Here is an 18,739-nt window from a genome sequence, read left to right on the forward strand (position 1 = left end):
CCCATGAGCCAGCAGAAGTACCGCCTCGTTACCCGCAGCGATTTTGACGGCCTGGTGTGTGCCGTGCTGCTCAACGAGCTCGAGCTGATCGACGACATCCTCTTCGTCCACCCCAAGGACATGCAGGACGGCAAGATCGCCATCACCGGGCGCGACATCACCACCAATCTGCCCTATGTGGCCGCCGCGCATCTGGTGTTCGACCACCATGAGTCCGAGACCCTGCGCAACAGCGGCGAGCGCCCCAACCACATCATCCGCGCCGATGCGCCCTCGGCGGCGCGTGTGGTGTTCCAGCATTACGGCGGCCAGGCCGCGTTCCCGCGCATGACCGAGGCCATGATGGACGCGGTGGACAAGGCCGACTCGGCCCAGTTCACGCGCGACGAGATCCTCGATCCCACCGACTGGCCGCTGCTGAACTACCTGATGGATTCACGCACCGGCCTGGGCCGCTTCCGCGACTTCCGCATCAGCAACTACGCGCTGATGATGGATCTGATCAAGTACTGCGCCAATCACGGCATCGAAGAGATCCTGGCCCTGCCGGACGTGAAGGAGCGCGTGGACCTGTACTTCGAGCATGCCGAGCGTGCCAAGGAGCAGATCAAGCGCTGCACCCGGGTGCACGGCAATCTGGCGGTGCTGGACCTGCGCGGCGAGGAGACCATCTGGGCCGCCAACCGCTTCATGATTTACGCGCTGTTCCCGCAGTGCAATATCTCCATCCACGTGATGTGGGGCGTGCAGAAGCAGAACACCGTGCTGGCCACCGGCAAGTCCATCCTGGACCGCAGCAGCAAGACCAATGTGGGCGAGCTGATGCTGGCCTATGGCGGCGGTGGCCATCAGGCCGCCGGCACCTGCCAGATCGCCAACGACAAGGCCGACGAGGTGCTGCGCGCGCTGATCGCGAAGATCAACCAGGACGGCTGAAGTTAGATCAAGCCCGCCCAGTCGCGGTCCGCGCGCAGAAACGCCTGGCGCAGCAGGCTGGACTGTTCGGGCGGCAAGGCGCCCTGGGCCAGCGCGGCCAGGTTCTGCTCGAAATGCGCCAGCTTGGAGGTGCCGACGATGGTGCTGGAGACACCCGGCAGGTAGGCGGTGTAGCGCAGCGCGAGTTCGTTCCAGTTGGCGCCGGGCAGGGCGGCCTCCAGCCCCATGGCCTGCCAGCGTGCCCAGTACTCGCCCTCGGCAAAGGTGTCAGGTCTTGCCGCCTGGCGCCAGACGGCGCCGGCGATCGGGCGCTTGGCGATCACGCCGATGCCGGCCGCCTGGGCGGCGGGCAGGCGCGTCGCCAGGTTGACCTGGTCGCACAGGCTGACCGAGGTCTGCACCGCGCCGAACTGGCCGCAGGCCAGCGCGAAGTCCAGCTCGGCGTTGTCGCCCGAATAGGCGGCCACGCGGATCTTGCCGGCCGCGCGGCAGTCCTGCAGCGCGCGCAGCACCTCGCCCTGTTCCAGCACATGCAGGGGGCATGAATGCAGGTGGGCGATGTCCAGCACCTCGCTGCGCAGCAGGCGCAGGGCACGCTCCACGCCATGCACGATGCAGTCGTAGCTCCAGTCGGGCACGCCCTCGACGCCATAGCCCAGCTTGGTGGAGAGCAGGAACTCGCTGCGCCGGTGCGCCAGATGGCGGCCGATGCGCTGCTCCGAGAGCCCGTAGCCACGCGCGGTGTCGATCAGGTTCACGCCCAGGTCCAGCACCGCGTTGAGCAGGCGGCCGGCTTCGGCCTCGCTCGTGCGCTCGTCGTTCAGATGCATGGCGCCGAAGCCCAGCGCCGAGACGCGCAGGCCGGTGTTATTCCCGCCGAAGCTTCTCAGTTCCATGTCAGGACGCGGCCGAACAGCGCCGGCACCGTGAGTTGCAGCCGGCCCTGGCGGGCCTGGATCGGCTCCTGGCTCAGCGCATCGCCGAAGGTCGCCCCGGCCAATGCGGGCGGCAGCTGGAGCGTGATGGTCTGCGGTGTGGCGGCGTTGTTGGTGGCCGTGATGGCCCAATGCCGGCCATCCTGGCGCAGCAGCACGATCACATGCTCGTCCAGGTACAGCGGCGCGCCCAGGCTGCCATGGCGCAGCACCGGCAGCGCATGGCGCATCGCGGTGAGGCGCTGGACCTCGGCCAGCAGGGCCTCGTCGGGCCGGCCGCCCTGGTCGGCCCAGGGGTAGGTGGCGCGGTTGTAGGGATCGTCACCGCCGGCCACGCCGACCTCGTCGCCATAGTAGATCGCCGGCGCGCCGGGATACATCATCTGGAAGAACATGGCCAGGCGCAGACGCTGCTTGGCGTCCTTGAGCTTGGCCTGGTCCCCATCGTCCAGGTAGCCGAAGTGGTGCAGGGCGCGTGCCTGGTCGTGCGAGGAGATCAGGTTCATCAGCGCGTAGAAGGCCTGGGGCGGATAGGCCTCGCGCATCAGCTCGAGCTGGGCCGCCAGCTTGCGCGCATCGCCGCCGGCCGCGTAGTCGAGCAGCGCGTTGCGGAAGATGTAGTTCATGGTCGAGTCGAAGCTGTCGCCGAGGAAGAACTTGCTGGCATCGAACCAGGTCTCGGCGATCGTGATCGCGTCGGGCTTGTGCGCCTTGATGGCGGTGCGCCATGCGCGCCAGAAGTCGTCCGGCACCCAGGGCGCCACGTCCATGCGCCAGCCGGCCGCGCCGCGGTCCAGCCATTGCTTCATCACCGAGTCGGGGTTGCCGTAGGCGAAGGCGCGGAAGGCCGGCGAGGCCTTGTTGATCTCGGGCAGGTCCAGCACGCCGACCCAGCCCTTGAACTGCCGGTCGGGCTCGGCCTGGCTGGCATCGAAGCTGAACCAGCCGGCATAGGGCGAGGCCGGGTTGATCTTGGCGCTCTCGAAGGCGCCGCCCGACTTGAAGTTGCCGAAGCGGTCGAAGTAGATCGAGTCGCTGCCGACGTGGTTCAGCGAGGTGTCCGGGATGACGCGGATCCCGCGCTTGGCCGCTTCCGCACACAGGCGCGCGAAGTCGGCATTGGTGCCGAAGGCCGGGTCCACCTGGGTGTAGTCGGCGGTGTCGTACTTGTGGTTGCTGGCGGCGCGGAAGATCGGCGTCATGTAGATCGCGTTGGCACCCAGGCTCCGGATGTAGTCCAGCTTCTCGATGATGCCGGCCAGGTCGCCGCCGAAGAAGTCGTTGTTGTAGACCGCGTCCGAACCATCACCCGTGCCTGGCTTGAACGGCTTGTCCAGCCAGTTGGCATGCAGCTCGACGTCCTTGTCCTGGTAGCGGTCGCGGCCGGGCTGCGGATCGTTGCGGCGATCGCCGTTGCGGAAGCGCTCGGGGAAGATGTAGTAGTAGACGGTGTCGCGCGCCCAGTCCGGCACCTTGAAGTCGGCGGCGTAGACGGTCTGGCGGTAGCGGCGCAGTTGCTGGAGCTCCGCAGGCAGGGCCTCGGCCAGGCCCAGCCCCATGCTGCCGGCTTCCTTGGTCCAGTGGACCGGATCGGCGTTGTTCTGGTAGACATAGGGCCGGCCGCCGATGCGCAGCTCGAAGTGGTAGCCATAGATGGCCGGCGCGCCGAAGCGGTAGGGCACGCTCCATTGCTCAAGCCCGCCATGGCGGCGCGTCTTCTTCTGCATCGGCAGCCTGGCGAGCTCCCGGTACTCGATCAGGTCCTGGTTGCCCTCGAGCCGGCGCTGCGCGACGACCAGGGTGGCCTGTTCCACACCGGGCAGGGCCTGCAGCGTGAAGCGCACCTCGCTGCCGGCGGTGACGGCGCCAAAGGGCTTCTTGTGCTGCAAGGCGCGCGAGTCGAAGCGCAGGCTTTGCACGATCTGCTCGGCGTTGCCGGCCGCTTGCGCGCCCAGGCCGGGCAGCAGGCAGGCTGCCGCCAGCGCCGCCAGGCGCTTGATGCGAAGAATCATGTGATCTTCCCTTAACCCTTGACACCGCCAGCCGTCAGGCCGGAGACGATCCAGCGCTGTGCCAGCAGGAACACCAGCGTGATCGGCAGGCCCGAGAGCACCGCCGCGGCGGCGAAATCGCCCCACAGGAAGCGCTGGTCATGCAGGAAGTACTTGGAGCCCACCGCCAGCGTCAGGTTGCCTTCCTCGCGCAGCAGCACCGAGGCCACCGGGTACTCGATGATGGTGCCGATGAAGGCCAGCACGAACACCACCATCAGGATGGGCACGGCCATCGGCAGCAGCACGCGGCTGAAGGCCTGCCAATGGGTGGCGCCGTCGACCTTGGCGCATTCCTCGATCTCCACCGGGATGGTCTCGAAGTAGCCCTTGATGGTCCAGATATGCGTGGCCACGCCGCCCAGATAGGCCATCACCAGGCCCGCATGCGTCTCCAGGCCGAAGGCCGGCACATAGGAGCCGATGGTCTCGAAGATCGCGTAGATGGCCACCAGGGCCAGCACCGGCGGGAACATCTGCAAGAGCAGCATGCTGTTGAGGATCGGCGTCTGGAAGCGGAACTTCAGGCGCGCGAAGGCATAGGCCGCGGTGGTCGAGATCGCCACGATCAGGAAGGCCGAGAGCGTGGCCACCTTGATCGAGTTCCACAACCAGGTCAGCACCGGGAAGGGTGGCTGCACCAGGCTGCCGTCGCTGGCCTGGTAGGGCAGGCCCAGGGCCAGCTTCCAATGCTCCAGGCTGATCTCGGTGGGGATGATGTGGCCGGTGGCGAAGTTGCCCGGCCGCAGCGAGATGCTGACGATGGCCAGCAGCGGGAACAGCGTCAGCGCCAGGAAGATCCACAACACGGCATGTGCCGCAAAGACGCGCCAGCGCGCCTGCTTGCCTCGAACAATAGCCATATCAAGTCTCTTTGCGGTCGAATTTCAAGCCACGGGGCCCCATCCCCGCTGGTGAGCTAACGAGCCGAGCGAGGCCCGAGGGTCCGGCTTCGCCGGTCCTGCGGGCCTGCCCCCTTGAGGGGGCGCGCGAAGCGCGTAGGGGGTGGGTCATTGCTGGGTCTTGCGCATCAGGCGCAGGTTGATGAGGGACATCGCGGCGACGAGGAAGAAGATCAGCGTCGAGATCGCGGCGGCGAGGCCGAAGTCCGAGCCCGAATCCTTGAAGGCGATGCGGTAGGTGTAGCTCACCAGGATGTCGGTCTGGCCGGCCGGGATCTTGGTGCTGAGGAAGTCGGGGCGGCCGTCGGTGAGCAGCGCGATCAGCACGAAGTTGTTGAAGTTGAAGGCGAAGGCGCTCACCAAGAGCGGCGCCAGCGGTTTGATGACCAGGGGCGCGGTGATCTTGAAGAAGTTGGTGAGCGGGCCGGCACCGACGATCGCCGAGGCCTCGTACAGGTCCGAGGGGATGGCCTTCAGCAGGCCGGTGCACAGAATCATGATGTAGGGGTAGCCCAGCCAGACGTTCACGATCAGCAGCATGATCTTGGCCAGCAGCGGGTCGGCAAACCAGGCCGGCTTGACGCCGATGAGCGCGTCCAGGATGGCGTTGATCTCGCCGAAGTTCTGGTTGAACAGGCCCTTGAACACCAGGATGGAGATGAAGCCGGGCACCGCATAGGGCAGGAACAGCAGGGTGCGGTAGGTGGTGCGGTACTTGAGGTCTTCCCAGTTCAGCATCACCGCCAGGAACATGCCGATCGCGGTGGCGCAGGCCACCGTGGCCAGCGAGAACATCACGGTCCAGCCGAAGATCTTCAGGAAGGGACCGCGGAACTCGGCGTCCAGCACCATGCGGGTGTAGTTCTGCCAGCCCACCAGCACCTTGAAGCCGGGCTGCATGGCCTCGCCCTTGCTGTTCTCGTAGTAGCCGGTGTCCAGGTTCGGCTTGTAGACCTGGCCATCGCTGGTGCGCGTCAGGCTGCCATCGGCATTCGCCTGCCAATGGCGCTTGATGGGGCCGAACTCGCGCAGGCCCAGGTAGTGCAGCTCGGCGAGGCCCGCCGCGGCGGGCAGCACCAGCTGCAGCTGCTTGAGGGCGTCGCGGTGCCTGATCAGCTCGCGCAGCGGCAGCGCTTCCTGCAGCGGTGCGCGCAGCGGCAGATGCTCGGCGGCGGCGGGCAGCATCTCCACCTTCAGCGGCGCCTTGGCCGCGCGCAGCGCCAGCGGGGGTGAGACCCATTTGGCCGCGGTGCCTTCGTCGCCGCCGCGCAGCACCAGACGGAACTCCGGCCCGTCAGCATGCAGGGTGAAGGCCTGCACCTGCGACTCGATCGCCTCGTGCTGGTCCAGCAGGTATTCGCGCACGCGCTCCTGGCTCAGCAGATGGGCCGAGGAATAGTTGGTGAAGCCGATCTGTGCCGTGTACAGCAGCGGGAAGGCGATGAACACCAGCATGCCCGCCAGGCCCGGGAACAGGTAGCGGTAGGCGAAGCCGGCGTTCGAGACATAGACGTAGAAGCCCGCCGAGAACAGCATCAGCGCGCCCACCGCCCAGAGCGTCTGCCCGGCGCTGTGGATCATGAAGACGAGGTAGAGCGCGGCCAGCATGGCGGCGCCGGTGATGGGCCAGCGCAGCAGGCGGGCGGCCTTTTCCAGCGCCGAGGGTGGCACGCGGCCGTAGCCGGAGGAGGGCAGGGTGGCGGTCGCGCTCATTTGTTCAGCAGCATGCGGCCGGCCGCGCCGTCGAGCGCGTCCTTGGGCGATTGCAGTCCGTTGGTGATGGCCTCGAGGGCCGCGTCCATGGCGGTCCAGAAGCGGCCGACTTCGGGCACATTGGGGATGGGCTCGCCCAGGCGGGCGTTCTCCATGCTGGCGCGAATCAGCGGGTTCACCGCCAGCTCGGCATAGAAGGCCTTGTTGGCGGGCACGCCGATCGGTACATCGGCATCCAGGATCTTCAGCGCCTCGGGGCGCATCAGGTGGTTTTCGATGAACTCGCGCGCGATGTCCTTGAGCCTGGAGGGCGCGGCAATCATGCAGCCCAGCACGCCCACGAAGGGCTTGGAGGGCTTGCCGGCCACCACGCCCGGGATGGGCGCGACGCCGAAATCGATCTTGGCCTTCTTGGCGTTGTCCCAGGCCCAGGGGCCGGAAATCATCATCGCCACCTCGCCGCGCGCGAAGCCGGTCTCCATCTCCGAGTAGCGTGCGCCCTTGGGCATATGGCCCTCGCGGATCAGGCGGTTGATCATGCTGGCGCCGGCCAGTGCGCCGGCGTTGTTGACGCCCACCTTGGCGGTGTCGTACTCGCCCTGGGTGTCGCGCGGGAAGATCTCGCCACCGGCGCCGGCCAGCAGCGGCCAGCTGAAGAAGCTCTTGTTGTAGTCCCAGAGGATGGCGTGCTTGCCCTGGCCTTGCAGCTGCTTGTCCAGCGCGATCAGCTCGTCGAAGCTGGCGGGCGGTTTGGGCACCAGGGCCTTGTTGTAGATCAGCCCGGTGGTCTCGATCGCGATCGGGTAGCCCCAGAGCTTGCCCTGGTAGCCCAGCGCCTTCCAGGCCCAGTCCTCCGATTCGGCGTAGAGCTTCTTGCCGGGGCGGATGGCGGTGAGCAGGCCGGACTTGGCCCACTCGCCCACGCGGTCATGCGGCCAGCAGAACACGTCCGGGCCCTTGCCGGCACCCACGGCCTGCTGGAACTTGTCGGTGGCATCCACCGGATGCTCCACCACCACCTTCACGCCCGAGGCCTGTTCGAAGGCGTTGCCCACCTTCTGCAGGCCGTTGTAGGCCTTGTCGCCATTGATCCAGACCAGCAGCTTGGGCGGTGTTTGTGCCAGCGCCGCACCCGACAACAGCGCCACAAGAGCGATGCATGCCCTCATGCCCCCAGCTCCGGCGCGGCCAGGCGGTGGAAGGCGCGGCCCTCGGCGTCGAACAGGTAGATCGCCTCGGGCGGCAGGCGCAGTTGCAGCGCGTCACCGGCGCGCAGCCGGTCGCAGCCGTTGCGGCCCTCGAACTGGCAGGTGAGGGGCTCCTCGATGCCGGGGTAGGGGCAGTAGGCGAAGGTCGTGCCGCCCAGCGACTCGACAAAGGCCACGGTGCTGTCGAGCCGGTTGCCCTCGCCACCGATGCGCATGTGCTCGGGCCGGATGCCCAGCGTCAGCATGGCGCCGGGCGTGGCGCGCCGGGCATCGACGCGGGCGCGCATGGTCTCGCCGCCGGCCAGCTTCAGCTCGGCCTCGGTGTCCGTGGCGCTGAGCAGTTCGGCATTGAGAAAATTCATCTTCGGGCTGCCGATGAAGCCGGCCACGAACAGATTGTCCGGGTGCTCGTAGAGCTCCAGCGGCGTGCCCACCTGCTCGATCTTGCCGGCCGAGAGCACGACGATGCGGTCGGCCAGCGTCATCGCCTCGACCTGGTCGTGGGTCACATAGACCATGGTGGTCTTGAGCTCGTCGTGCAGCTTGGCGAACTCGTAGCGCATGCGCACGCGCAGCGCGGCATCGAGGTTGGAGAGCGGCTCGTCGAACAGGAACACGTCGGGCTTGCGCACGATGGCGCGGCCGATCGCGACGCGCTGGCGCTGGCCGCCGCTCAAGTCCTTGGGCTTGCGGTCCAGCAGATGCTCGATGTGCAGGATCTTGGCGGCGTTGCGCACCAGGGTCTCGGTCTCGGCCTTGGGCACCTTGGCCAGCTTGAGGCCGAAGGCCATGTTGTCGAACAGATTCATATGCGGGTAGAGCGCATAGGACTGGAACACCATGGCAATGCCGCGCTCCGCGGGCGGCACGTCGTTGACCAAGCGGCCGCCGATGCGCAGCTCGCCACCGGTGATCTCCTCCAGGCCGGCGATGGAGCGCAGCAGGGTGGACTTGCCGCAGCCCGAGGGGCCGACAAAGACCATGAACTCGCCATCGCGAATCTCCAGGTCGATGCCATGCAGGATCTTGGTCTCACCGTAGGCCTTGGCCACGGCTTGCAGTTTCACGTCCGCCACATTCGGTCCTCCGCGCCAACGTCCCAGGGGCTGCAGGCGCTTGTCTCACGCGGTACCACCCGGCTGGGGTGGCGCTGTATTTGTAGAGAATATACAGGTCAAAATGTAGTCATACAACAGCGCTACACCCTAGATCCATCGATCAATTCATTGGAAATCAATGGGTTAGAATGTTGTTCGGGATTTCCCGATGTAGTGAAACTACACAAAATCCGGGTCGTGGGCGATACTTTGCCCATCGCTGCCGCTGATGCGGCTCTTGTGCTCCGGCCAGCCATCGCGCTCCCTGCCCCTTCGTCGGGCCATCTTCGTGGAGACGCTGTCGTGGCCCCATTGCTGAACACCCTATGACCGCCTCCGCCCTCCACGCCATCAAGGCACGATTCAAGAGCGTCACCACCATGAACGACAAGCCTCAATCCGAGATGCAAGCCCAGCTGCAGGCCCAATTCAAGGCCGCGCTGCAGCGCGAGCTGAGCCAGTCGACCCAGGCGCCCAGCCGCGAGACCCTGATGCGCGCCGCCGCCAGCGCCTGCCGCGAGCTGCTGAGCCAGCGCTGGGCCGCGACCCAGGCCGCCGACGCCCAGCGCGGCGAGCAGGCGCCGGTGCGCCGCGTGCACTATCTCTCGATGGAATTCCTGATGGGGCGGGCGCTGGGCAATGCCATCGCCGCCCTGGGTCTGGACGAGACCCTGCGCGAGGCCTTTGCGGCACAGGGTCAGGCCTTGCCCGATGTGCTGGAGCGCGAGCACGACGCCGCGCTGGGCAATGGCGGCCTGGGCCGCCTGGCCGCCTGCTTCCTTGATTCCTTCGCCGAGCTGGGCCTGCCGTCCTTCGGCTATGGCCTGCGCTACGAGTACGGCATGTTCGCCCAGGCGATCCAGGACGGCCGCCAGGTCGAGGCGCCCGATGATTGGCTGGCCCTGGGCAATGCGTGGGAAGTGCCGCGCCCCGAGCTGCGCTATCCGGTGGGCTTTGGCGGCCGCGTGGTGGCCGAGGCCGATGGCAGCCGCCATTGGCAACCGGCCGAGCAGCTGCTGGCGCAGGCGGTGGACTTCATCGTGCCGGCGCACCACAGCGAGCGCGTCTCGACGCTGCGCCAATGGCAGGCCAGCGCCGCCAAGCCGATCGATTTCAATGCCTTCTGCCGCGGCGACTACGCCGCCGCCGCCCAGCACCGCGTGGCCGCCCAGGCCATCAACTGGGTGCTCTATCCCGACGACTCCACCGACGCCGGCCGCGAGTTGCGCCTCAAGCAGGAGGCGCTGCTGGTGAGCGCCTCGCTGCAGGATCTGATCGCGCGCCATCTGCGCGAGTTCGGCACGCTGCACAACCTTGGCAAGCGCAACGCCATCCACCTCAACGACACCCATCCGGCCCTGGCCCCCGCCGAGCTGATGCGCCTGCTGCTGGACCAGCATGGCCTGCAGTGGGACGAGGCCTGGGCCATCACGCGCGACGCGGTGTCCTACACCAACCACACGCTGATGCCCGAGGCGCTGGAGAAGTGGCCGCTGCAGATGATCGAGGCGCTGCTGCCGCGCCATCTGGAAATCATCTTCGAGATCAACCAGCGCTTCATGGACGAACTGCGCCAGCGCTTCCCGGGCGACGAGGCCTTGATGAGCCGCGTCTCGCTGATCGAGGAAGACGGTGGCTACGGCAGCGGCGGCGAGCGCCGCGTGCGCATGGCCCATCTGGCCATCGTGGCCTCGCACCGCGTCAACGGCGTGGCGGCGCTGCACTCGGAGCTGATGGTGCAGACCATCTTTGCCGACTACGCCCGCATCTGGCCCGAGCGTTTTCATAACGTCACCAATGGCGTGACGCCGCGCCGCTGGCTGCAGCAGTGCAACCCACAGCTGGCTGCTGTGCTGGATCGGCATATCGGCCAGGGCTGGCGCCAGGATCTCTCCGAACTCGCCAAGCTCAAGGGCCTGGCCAAGGATGCTGCGGTGGTGCAGCAGTTCCTCGGCGTCAAGCGCGCCAACAAGGAACGCCTGGCGGCCCTGATCCGGCGCGAGCTGGGCGTGGCGGTGAACCCCGACAGCCTCTTCGATGTGCAGATCAAGCGCATCCACGAGTACAAGCGCCAGCTGCTCAACATCCTGCATGTGATCGCGCGCTACCAGGCCATCGTCGCCAACCCGCAGGCCAACTGGACCCCGCGCACCGTGGTGATTGCCGGCAAGGCGGCCTCGGCCTACTTCATGGCCAAGCTCATCATCCAGCTGGCGCATGATGTAGGCCGCGTGGTCAACAGCGACCCGCGCGTGGGCGACAAGCTCAAGCTGGTGTTCCTGCCCAATTACGGCGTCTCGCTGGCCGAGACCATCATCCCGGCCGCTGACCTCTCCGAGCAGATCTCCACCGCCGGCACCGAGGCCTCGGGCACCGGCAATATGAAGTTCGCGATGAACGGCGCGCTCACCATCGGGACCTGGGACGGCGCCAATATCGAGATGGCCGAGGCCATGGGCGTGGAAAACATGTTCGTCTTCGGCCTGCGCACCGACGCGGTGGCGCGCATCAAGGCGCTGGGCTACGACCCGCGCCTGCATGTGGAAGAGAACAAGCAGCTGCAGGCCGTCATCGACGCGATCGCCACCGGCCAGTTCTCGGCCGGCGACACGGCACGCTACCGCCCGCTGGTGGACAAGCTGCTGGGCAGCGACCCGTATATGCTGATGGCCGATTTCGCCGACTATGTGGCCACCCAGGCACGCGTCGATGCGCTCTACCAGGACCAGGCGGCTTGGGGCGAGCGTGCCGTGCTGAACGTGGCCGGCATGGGCTGGTTCTCGGCCGACCGCACCATCGCTGAATATGTGGAGCGCGTCTGGTCCGTCAAGAGTCTGGGCTGAACGGAGCTTGAACCGATGCTGGATGCGAGCCAGGTCAGCGCGCTGCTGGAAGCGCGCCACAGCGATCCCTTTGCGGCCCTGGGCCTGCACGAGGACGCGACCGGCCGCCTCTGGCTGAGGACGCTGCTGCCCGGTGCCGGCGCGGTGAGCGTGCTGGAAGCCGGCAGCGGTAGACAGTTGGCGGTGCTGACTGAGCGTGCGCCGGGTTTCTTCGAGGCCGCGATCCCGCGCCGCAGGAAGCGCTTCGACTACCGCCTGGCGGTGCAATGGGCCGACGGCGCCGCCGCCGAGCTGGCCGACGCCTATGCCTACGGTCCCCAACTCGGCGAGCAAGACCTGACCCTGCTGCGCGAGGGCACGCATCCGCGCCCCTACCTGGCCCTGGGCGCCCAGCCGCTGCAGCATGGCGAGGTGGCCGGCGTGCGCTTTGCCGTGTGGGCGCCGAATGCGCGCCGCGTCAGCGTGGTGGGCAGCTTCAACCACTGGGACGGCCGCCGCCATGCGATGCGCTTGCGCCACGACGCCGGCGTATGGGAGATCTTCGTGCCGCATGCGGCGCCGGGGGACCTCTACAAATACGAGCTGGTCGGCGCCGACGGCACGCTGCTGCCGCTCAAGGCCGACCCCTATGCGCGCGCCGCCCAGCTGCGCCCGGATACCGCCAGCGTGGTGGCGGCCCTGCCGGCCGCCTTGCCCCTGCCGGCCGAGCGCGCCGGCGCGAATCGGCGCGACGCCGCCATCGCCATCTACGAGGTGCACCTGGCCTCGTGGCGGCGCCGCGATGGCGGCGATGGCGGCGATCGCGAATTTCCGAGCTGGGACGAGCTGGCCGCCGAGCTGCCCGCCTATGCCGCCGATCTGGGCTTCACGCACCTGGAGCTGATGCCCATCAGCGAGCATCCCTTCGACGGCTCCTGGGGCTACCAGACCCTGGGCCTGTACGCCCCCTCGGCCCGCTTCGGCCCGCCGGAGGGCTTTGCGCGCTTCGTGGCCGCCTGCCATGAACGCGGCCTGGGCCTGCTGCTGGACTGGGTGCCGGCGCATTTCCCGGCCGATGCCCATGGCCTGGCGCAGTTCGACGGCAGCCATCTGTTCGAGTACGCGGATCCGCGCGAGGGCTTCCATCGCGACTGGAACACGCTGATCTACAACTTCGGCCGCAGCGAGGTGCGGCAGTTCCTGGTCGGCAATGCGCTCTACTGGGCCGAGCGCTGGGGCGTCGACGGCCTGCGCGTGGACGCGGTGGCCTCGATGCTTTACCGCGACTACTCGCGCCCCTCGGGCGAGTGGCTGCCCAATGTGCACGGCGGGCGCGAGAACCTCGAGGCGATCGCGCTGCTGCGCGGCATGAACGAGTTGCTGGGCCGCGAGGCGCCCGGCGCCATCAGCGTGGCCGAGGAGAGCACCAGCTTCCCGGGCGTGTCGGCGCCCACCTACAGCGGCGGCCTGGGCTTCCACTACAAGTGGAATATGGGCTGGATGAACGACACCCTGCGCTATATGCACGAGGAGCCGGTGCACCGCCGCTGGCACCACGACAAGATGAGCTTCGGCCTGGTCTACGCCTTCAGCGAGAACTTCGTGTTGCCGATCTCGCACGACGAGGTGGTGCATGGCAAGGGCTCGATGTTCAACAAGATGCCTGGCGACGACTGGCAGAAGTTCGCCAATCTGCGTGCCTACTACGGCTTCATGTGGGGCCACCCCGGCAAGAAGCTGCTCTTCATGGGCCAGGAGTTCGGCCAGCCCGGCGAGTGGAACCACGATGCCGCGCTGCCCTGGGAGCTGCTGGCCGATGCGCGCCACGCCGGCGTGCAAGCCCTGGTGCGCGACCTGAATCGCCTCTACCGCGCGCAGCCGGCCCTGCACCGGCTGGATTGCGAGGCCGCGGGCTTCGAGTGGCTGCAGCAAGAAGACCGCGAGCAGTCGGTGTTCGCCTGGGCGCGTCACGACGGCGCGGGTGGCAGCGTGATCGTGGTGAGCAACTTCACCCCGGTGCCGCGCCATGGCTACCGCCTGCCGGTGCCGGCCGGCACAGACTCGACGGTGGGCGCCTGGCGCGAACTGCTGAACACCGATTCGGCCCATTACGGCGGCAGCAATGCCGGCAACCTCGATGCTGCGCTGCCGGTGGCGCAGGGCGCCATCACGCTGAGCCTGCCGCCGCTGGCCACCCTGTTCCTGGTGCCGGCATGACGCTCACCCATCTGCCCACACGGATCGAGGAGGGCCGCCACGAGCCGCTGGGCGCGCTGGCGCGCGACGGCGGCGTCAACTTCGCGGTGTTCGCCGAGCACGCGCATTCGATGGAACTGTGCGTCTTCGACGGCAGCGGCCAGCGTGAGCTGCGCCGCTATGCGCTCAACGGCCCGCACGATGGCGTCTTCCATGGCTTCCTGCCCGGGCTGGGGCCAGGTCTTGTCTATGGGCTGCGCGCGCACGGCCCCTACCAGCCCGAGGCCGGTCAGCGCTACAACCCGCACAAGCTGCTGCTGGACCCCTACGCACGCGAGATCGTCGGCCACTTCGGCTGGCATGCCGAGCACCATGGCTACGAGCTCGGCCATCCGCAGGGGCCGCGCTCCTTCGACGCGCGCGACAACGCCGCCCAGGCCCTCAAGGCGCGCGTGCCGGCGGCGCTGGAGGGCCCGAGCCCGCGCGCCAGCGCGCCGCGCCATGCTAGCGCCGACCTGGTGCTGTACGAGGTGCATGTGAAGGGCTTCTCGCAGCTGCACCCCGGCATTCCGGCGGCCTTGCGCGGCAGCTATGCAGCGCTGGCGCATCCGGCCGCGATCGCGCACTTCAAGGCGCTGGGCGTGAGCACCCTGTCACTGCTGCCGGTGCAGTACTGCGTGGACGAGCCGCATCTGGCCGACAAGGGCCTGCACAACTACTGGGGCTACAACACCCTGGGCTTCTTCGCGCCGGATCCGCGCCTGGCCCAGGCCGCGCACCGGCAGGACCCGAGCGCCGTGGTGGCGGAGTTCCGCGCCATGGTCCAGACCCTGCATGAGCACGGCCTGGAGGTGGTGCTGGACGTGGTCTACAACCACACGCCCGAGGGCAACGAGTTCGGGCCCACGCTGTCCTTCAGGGGCCTGGACAACCGCAGCTACTACCGCCTGGTGCCGGACGATGCCAGCCGCTGCGAGAACCTCACCGGCTGCGGCAACACCCTCAACACTGCCCATCCGCGCGTGGCCCAGTTCGTGCTGGACTCGCTGCGCTACTGGGTGCAGGAGCTGGGCGTGGACGGCTTCCGCTTCGACCTCGCGCCGGTGCTGGGCCGCACCCGGCATGGCTTCGACGGCAATGCCGCCTTCTTCACCGCGCTGCGCCAGGATCCGGTGCTGGCGGGTGTGCACCTGATCGCCGAGCCCTGGGATGCCGGCTACGACGGCTACCAGCTGGGGCGCTTCCCGGGCCGCTTCCTGGAGTGGAACGACAAGTTCCGCGACGCGGTGCGCGGCTACTGGCTGCAGTCCGGCTTGCAGGGCGGCAAGGTCGGTCGCGGCGAGTTCGCGCGCCGCTTCACCGCCTCCAGCGATCTGTTCCACCATGCCCAGCGCAGCCCCAGCGCCTCGGTGAACTTCGTCGCCGTGCACGATGGCTATACGCTCAACGACGTGGTGAGCTACAGCCACAAGCACAACCACGCGAACGGCGAGGACAACCGCGACGGCCGCGATGGCGAGCTGAGCAGCGGCTTCGGTGCCGAGGGCCCCAGCGATGACGCGGCCATCCGCGCCAGCCGCGAACGCGTGCGCCGCGCCATGCTGGCCACCCTGCTGCTGGCCCAGGGCACGCCGATGCTGAACGCGGGTGACGAGATCGCCAACAGCCAGGGCGGCAACAACAACGCCTACTGCCAGGACAACGCGATCGGCTGGCTCAACTGGGACCAGGCCGACCACGGGCTCGCCGCCTATGTGGGCGAGCTGCTGCGCCTGCGCCGCGAACACCGCCTGCTGCGCCATGCGCGCTGGTATGCGGGCCCGGGCTGCGGCGGGGCCGGCGACGCCTGCATCGCCTGGTACAGCCCGGCCGGCCACGAGATGCAGGTGCACGACTGGCACCATGGCGGCGAGCATGGCTTCGCCTGCCTGCTGAGTAATGCGGGCGATACCGAGGCCAGCCTGGCCATCCTCTTCAACCCCGAGGCCGCGCCGCAGGGTTTCACGCTCACGCCCCAGCGCTGGCGCCTGCTGCTGGACAGCAGCGGCGAGCTGAGTCCGCAAGACCTGACCCCCGGCCAGGGCGTGCAAGTTCCCGCACGCAGCATGTTGCTGCTGCGCTCCTAGAAAGTCGCTATGGATCTGACCCAACGCACCGCCGGTGTGCTGCTGCACATCACCTCGCTGCCCGGCCCGCATGGCATGGGCGATTTCGGCCCCGATGCCTATCGCTATGTGGACTGGCTGGCCAGCGCCGGCCAGGGCCTTTGGCAGCTGCTGCCCACCACGCCGATCGGCCCGGGCGACTCGCCCTACCAGGGCGTCTCGGCCTTTGCAGGCAGCCAGTGGATGGTGGCCTTCGAGCCCCTGGTGGCGAAGGGCTGGCTGGCGCCGCCGCGCCTGCCCGAGGGCGGCTTCGACGCCCACCATGTCGACTATGGCCGCGTGCTGCCCTGGCGCGAACAGCAGCTGCGCCTGGCAGCTGCCGGCTTCTTCGCGCAGGCCGGCGCGGCCGACCGCAGCGCCTTTGCCGACTGGTGCCAGGCCAACGCGAGCTGGCTGGACGACTACGCGCTCTTCATGGCGATCCGTTCGCCGCTGAACGGCCAGGCCTGGTGGACCTGGACGCCGGCGCTGGCGCGCCGCGAGCCGGCCGCGCTGGCCGCCGCTCGCCTCAGCCATGCGGAGGAGCTGCGCTTCTGGCAGTTCGTGCAATGGCAGTTCGACGTGCAGATCGGCGCGCTCAAGAGCTATGCCAACGGCCGTGGCGTGCGCATCATGGGCGACCTGCCCATCTTCGTGGCGCATGACAGCGCCGACTGCTGGTCGCGCCCCGATCTGTACCACCTGGACGAGCAGTTCCAGACCACGGTGGTGGCCGGCGTGCCGCCGGACGCCATGTCCACCGAGGGCCAGCGCTGGGGCAACCCGCTCTATCGCTGGGATCGCATGGCGGCCGAGAATTACCGGTGGTGGACGGCGCGCGTCAAGCGGGCCCTCAGCCAGGCCGATGTCTTCCGCATCGACCATTTCCGCGGCTTCGCCGGCTATTACGAGATCCCCGGCAGCAGCCCGGATGCCAAGCAGGGGCGCTGGGTCGCCGGCCCGGGCAAGGCGCTGTTCGACGCCATCGAGGCGACGCTGGGCAAGCTGCCCATCGTGGCCGAGGACCTGGGCTTCATCACCGACGATGTGCATGCGCTGCGCGACGGCTGCGGTTTCCCCGGCATGAAGATCCTGCAGTTCGGTTTCGGCGGCGACGCCACGCACGAGTTCCTGCCGCATATGTGGCCGCGTGCCAGCGTGGCCTATACCGGCACGCACGACAACGACACGGTGCGCGGCTGGTGGGACGCCGCCTCGGCGCGCGAGCGCGCCTATGCCGGCAGCTACCTGGCCTGCGGCGCGCACGATGTGCACTGGGCCATGATCCGCGCCTGCTGCAACTCGGTGGCCAATATCGCGGTGTTCCCGATGCAGGACGTGCTGGGCCTGCCCAGCGCCCACCGCATGAACATCCCGGGCATCCTGGGCGGCAACTGGGGCTGGCGCTTCAGCTGGGACATGGTGGGCGCGGAGCCGGGGCGCGTGCTGGGCGTGATCAGCGCCGCCAGCGGCCGCGGCCCGCTGGCCCTGTTGCAACTGCCCTGAGGCTCAACCGAATCCCAGCATGAACACCACCGAAATCTTCCTGATCGCGATGGCGATCATCTTCACCGTGCCCTACCTGGTCTGGCGCCTCGGCGGCACCGACTATTTCGCGCCCCTGGTGGTGGTGCAGATCATCGCCGGCATCCTCCTGGGCCCGGGCGTGCTGGGCCGCGCCTACCCCGATTACTACCAGTTCGTCTTCAACGCCCAGGTGGTGCAGTCGCTCAACGGCATCGCCTGGTGGGCGGTGATGCTGTTCGTCTGGATCGCCGGCATCGAACTCGATCTCAAGAAGGCCTGGCAGCACCGCGTCGAGAGCGGCATCACCGCCGGCCTGGCGCTGGGCGCGCCGCTGGCACTGGGCTGCGTGGTGGCGTTGGGCATGCTGGCCAGCGCGGGCTGGATGGGCCCCAAGGCGCTCAGCTGGCAGTTCGTGCTGGGCGTGGGCATGTCCTGCGCGGTCACGGCCCTGCCCATCCTGATCCTGCTGATGGAGAAGCTGGAGATCCTGCGGCAGCCAATCGGCCAGCGCATCCTGCGCTATGCCAGCGTGGACGACATCGCGATCTGGGGCGTGCTGGCGCTGATCCTGATGGACTGGGGCCGGGTCGGCAAGCAGGGCCTGTTCCTGCTGGCCTTTGCCGGTCTGACCTGGGCCTTCCGCCACTTGATGCGGGCGATTCCCGAGCGCGACCGCTGGTTCGTGGGCCTGATCTGGCTGGCCCTGTGCGCCTTCGGCGCGGACTGGTCGGGCCTGCACTTCATGGTGGGCGCCTTCCTGGCCGGCGCGGTGATGGACGCCGACTGGTTCGACCAGGCCCAGATGGACCTGCTGCGCCAGCATGTGCTGCTGGTGATGATGCCGGTGTTCTTCCTTAGCACCGGCCTGCGCACCAACTGGGCCATGGGGGGCGCGGCGGTGTTCGTGGCCGCCGGTGCGCTGCTGCTGGCCTCGGTGGCGGGCAAGCTGATGGGCGTGCATCTGGCCGGCCGCATCCTGAAGTGGCAGCCGGGCGAGGCCTCCATCATCGGCTGGCTGCTGCAGACCAAGGCCCTGATCATGATCATCTTCGCCAACATCCTGCTGGACAAGCAGATCATCACCAGCGAGACCTTCACGGCCCTGCTGCTGATGGCGGTGGCCAGCACCATGCTGACCGTGCCGGTGGTGGCGCCCAAGCTGCAGCGGCTGAAGGCGCTGATCTTCCGCGCCGCCTGAGGAGCGCGGG

The 18,739-nt window shown here is 68.1% G+C and carries 12 protein-coding genes; 6 read left to right on the forward strand and 6 right to left on the reverse strand.

Annotation, left to right across the window (positions count from 1 at the left end):
• The first annotated feature begins 3 nt into the window (after positions 1-3).
• The gene (locus PFX98_RS16600) at positions 4-936 is read left to right on the forward strand and encodes a DHH family phosphoesterase (RefSeq protein ID WP_285231596.1); all 933 of its coding nucleotides are present in this window, start codon (positions 4-6) and stop codon (positions 934-936) included.
• Positions 937-938: 2 nt separating this feature from the next.
• Here the strand turns inward: PFX98_RS16600 and PFX98_RS16605 are convergent, their stop codons facing one another.
• The 6 genes from PFX98_RS16605 to PFX98_RS16630 all read right to left on the reverse strand — a co-directional run bounded on the left by PFX98_RS16605 (position 939) and on the right by PFX98_RS16630 (position 8,821).
• A complete protein-coding gene (locus PFX98_RS16605) occupies positions 939-1,832 on the reverse strand; it encodes an aldo/keto reductase (RefSeq protein ID WP_285231597.1) in 894 nt (297 codons plus the stop codon).
• Positions 1,823-3,883, reverse strand: coding sequence for a glycoside hydrolase family 13 protein (locus PFX98_RS16610; protein WP_285231598.1), 2,061 nt, complete (start codon positions 3,881-3,883; stop codon positions 1,823-1,825). Before PFX98_RS16610 ends, PFX98_RS16605 begins: the two co-directional genes overlap by 10 nt.
• Positions 3,884-3,894: 11 nt before the next feature.
• The gene (malG, locus tag PFX98_RS16615) at positions 3,895-4,785 is read right to left on the reverse strand and encodes a maltose ABC transporter permease MalG (RefSeq protein WP_285231599.1); all 891 of its coding nucleotides are present in this window, start codon (positions 4,783-4,785) and stop codon (positions 3,895-3,897) included.
• 147 nt (positions 4,786-4,932) lie between these two features.
• Positions 4,933-6,537, reverse strand: a complete 1,605-nt coding sequence (gene malF, locus PFX98_RS16620) for a maltose ABC transporter permease MalF (protein WP_285231600.1) — start codon at positions 6,535-6,537, stop codon at positions 4,933-4,935.
• Positions 6,534-7,706: a maltose/maltodextrin ABC transporter substrate-binding protein MalE gene (gene malE / locus PFX98_RS16625; protein WP_285231601.1), complete on the reverse strand. Its 1,173-nt coding sequence runs from the start codon at positions 7,704-7,706 to the stop codon at positions 6,534-6,536. Before malE ends, malF begins: the two co-directional genes overlap by 4 nt.
• Positions 7,703-8,821 (reverse strand): ABC transporter ATP-binding protein, encoded by a 1,119-nt coding sequence (locus PFX98_RS16630; RefSeq protein ID WP_285231602.1) that lies wholly within the window; start codon positions 8,819-8,821, stop codon positions 7,703-7,705. The genes malE and PFX98_RS16630 overlap by 4 nt, the downstream gene beginning before the upstream one ends.
• Before the next feature lie 401 nt (positions 8,822-9,222).
• On the opposite strand from PFX98_RS16630, the gene PFX98_RS16635 reads away from it, so the two are divergent.
• The 5 genes from PFX98_RS16635 to PFX98_RS16655 are packed head-to-tail and all read left to right on the forward strand — an operon-like array spanning position 9,223 to position 18,729.
• The gene (locus tag PFX98_RS16635) at positions 9,223-11,685 is read left to right on the forward strand and encodes a glycogen/starch/alpha-glucan phosphorylase (RefSeq protein WP_425334703.1); all 2,463 of its coding nucleotides are present in this window, start codon (positions 9,223-9,225) and stop codon (positions 11,683-11,685) included.
• Positions 11,686-11,700: 15 nt separating this feature from the next.
• Entirely contained in the window at positions 11,701-13,881 is a 2,181-nt protein-coding gene (gene glgB, locus PFX98_RS16640; protein ID WP_285231604.1) for a 1,4-alpha-glucan branching protein GlgB, read from the forward strand.
• Positions 13,878-15,986, forward strand: coding sequence for a glycogen debranching protein GlgX (glgX, locus tag PFX98_RS16645; RefSeq protein WP_285231605.1), 2,109 nt, complete (start codon positions 13,878-13,880; stop codon positions 15,984-15,986). The genes glgB and glgX overlap by 4 nt, the downstream gene beginning before the upstream one ends.
• A 9-nt stretch (positions 15,987-15,995) precedes the next feature.
• A complete protein-coding gene (malQ, locus tag PFX98_RS16650; RefSeq protein ID WP_285231606.1) occupies positions 15,996-17,510 on the forward strand; it encodes a 4-alpha-glucanotransferase in 1,515 nt (504 codons plus the stop codon).
• Positions 17,511-17,529: 19 nt separating this feature from the next.
• A complete protein-coding gene (locus PFX98_RS16655) occupies positions 17,530-18,729 on the forward strand; it encodes a cation:proton antiporter (RefSeq protein ID WP_285231607.1) in 1,200 nt (399 codons plus the stop codon).
• Positions 18,730-18,739: the final 10 nt, after the last annotated feature.

It is taken from the genome of Paucibacter sediminis (genome assembly GCF_030254645.1).
Classification (GTDB): Bacteria; Pseudomonadota; Gammaproteobacteria; order Burkholderiales; family Burkholderiaceae_C; genus Paucibacter_B; species Paucibacter_B sediminis.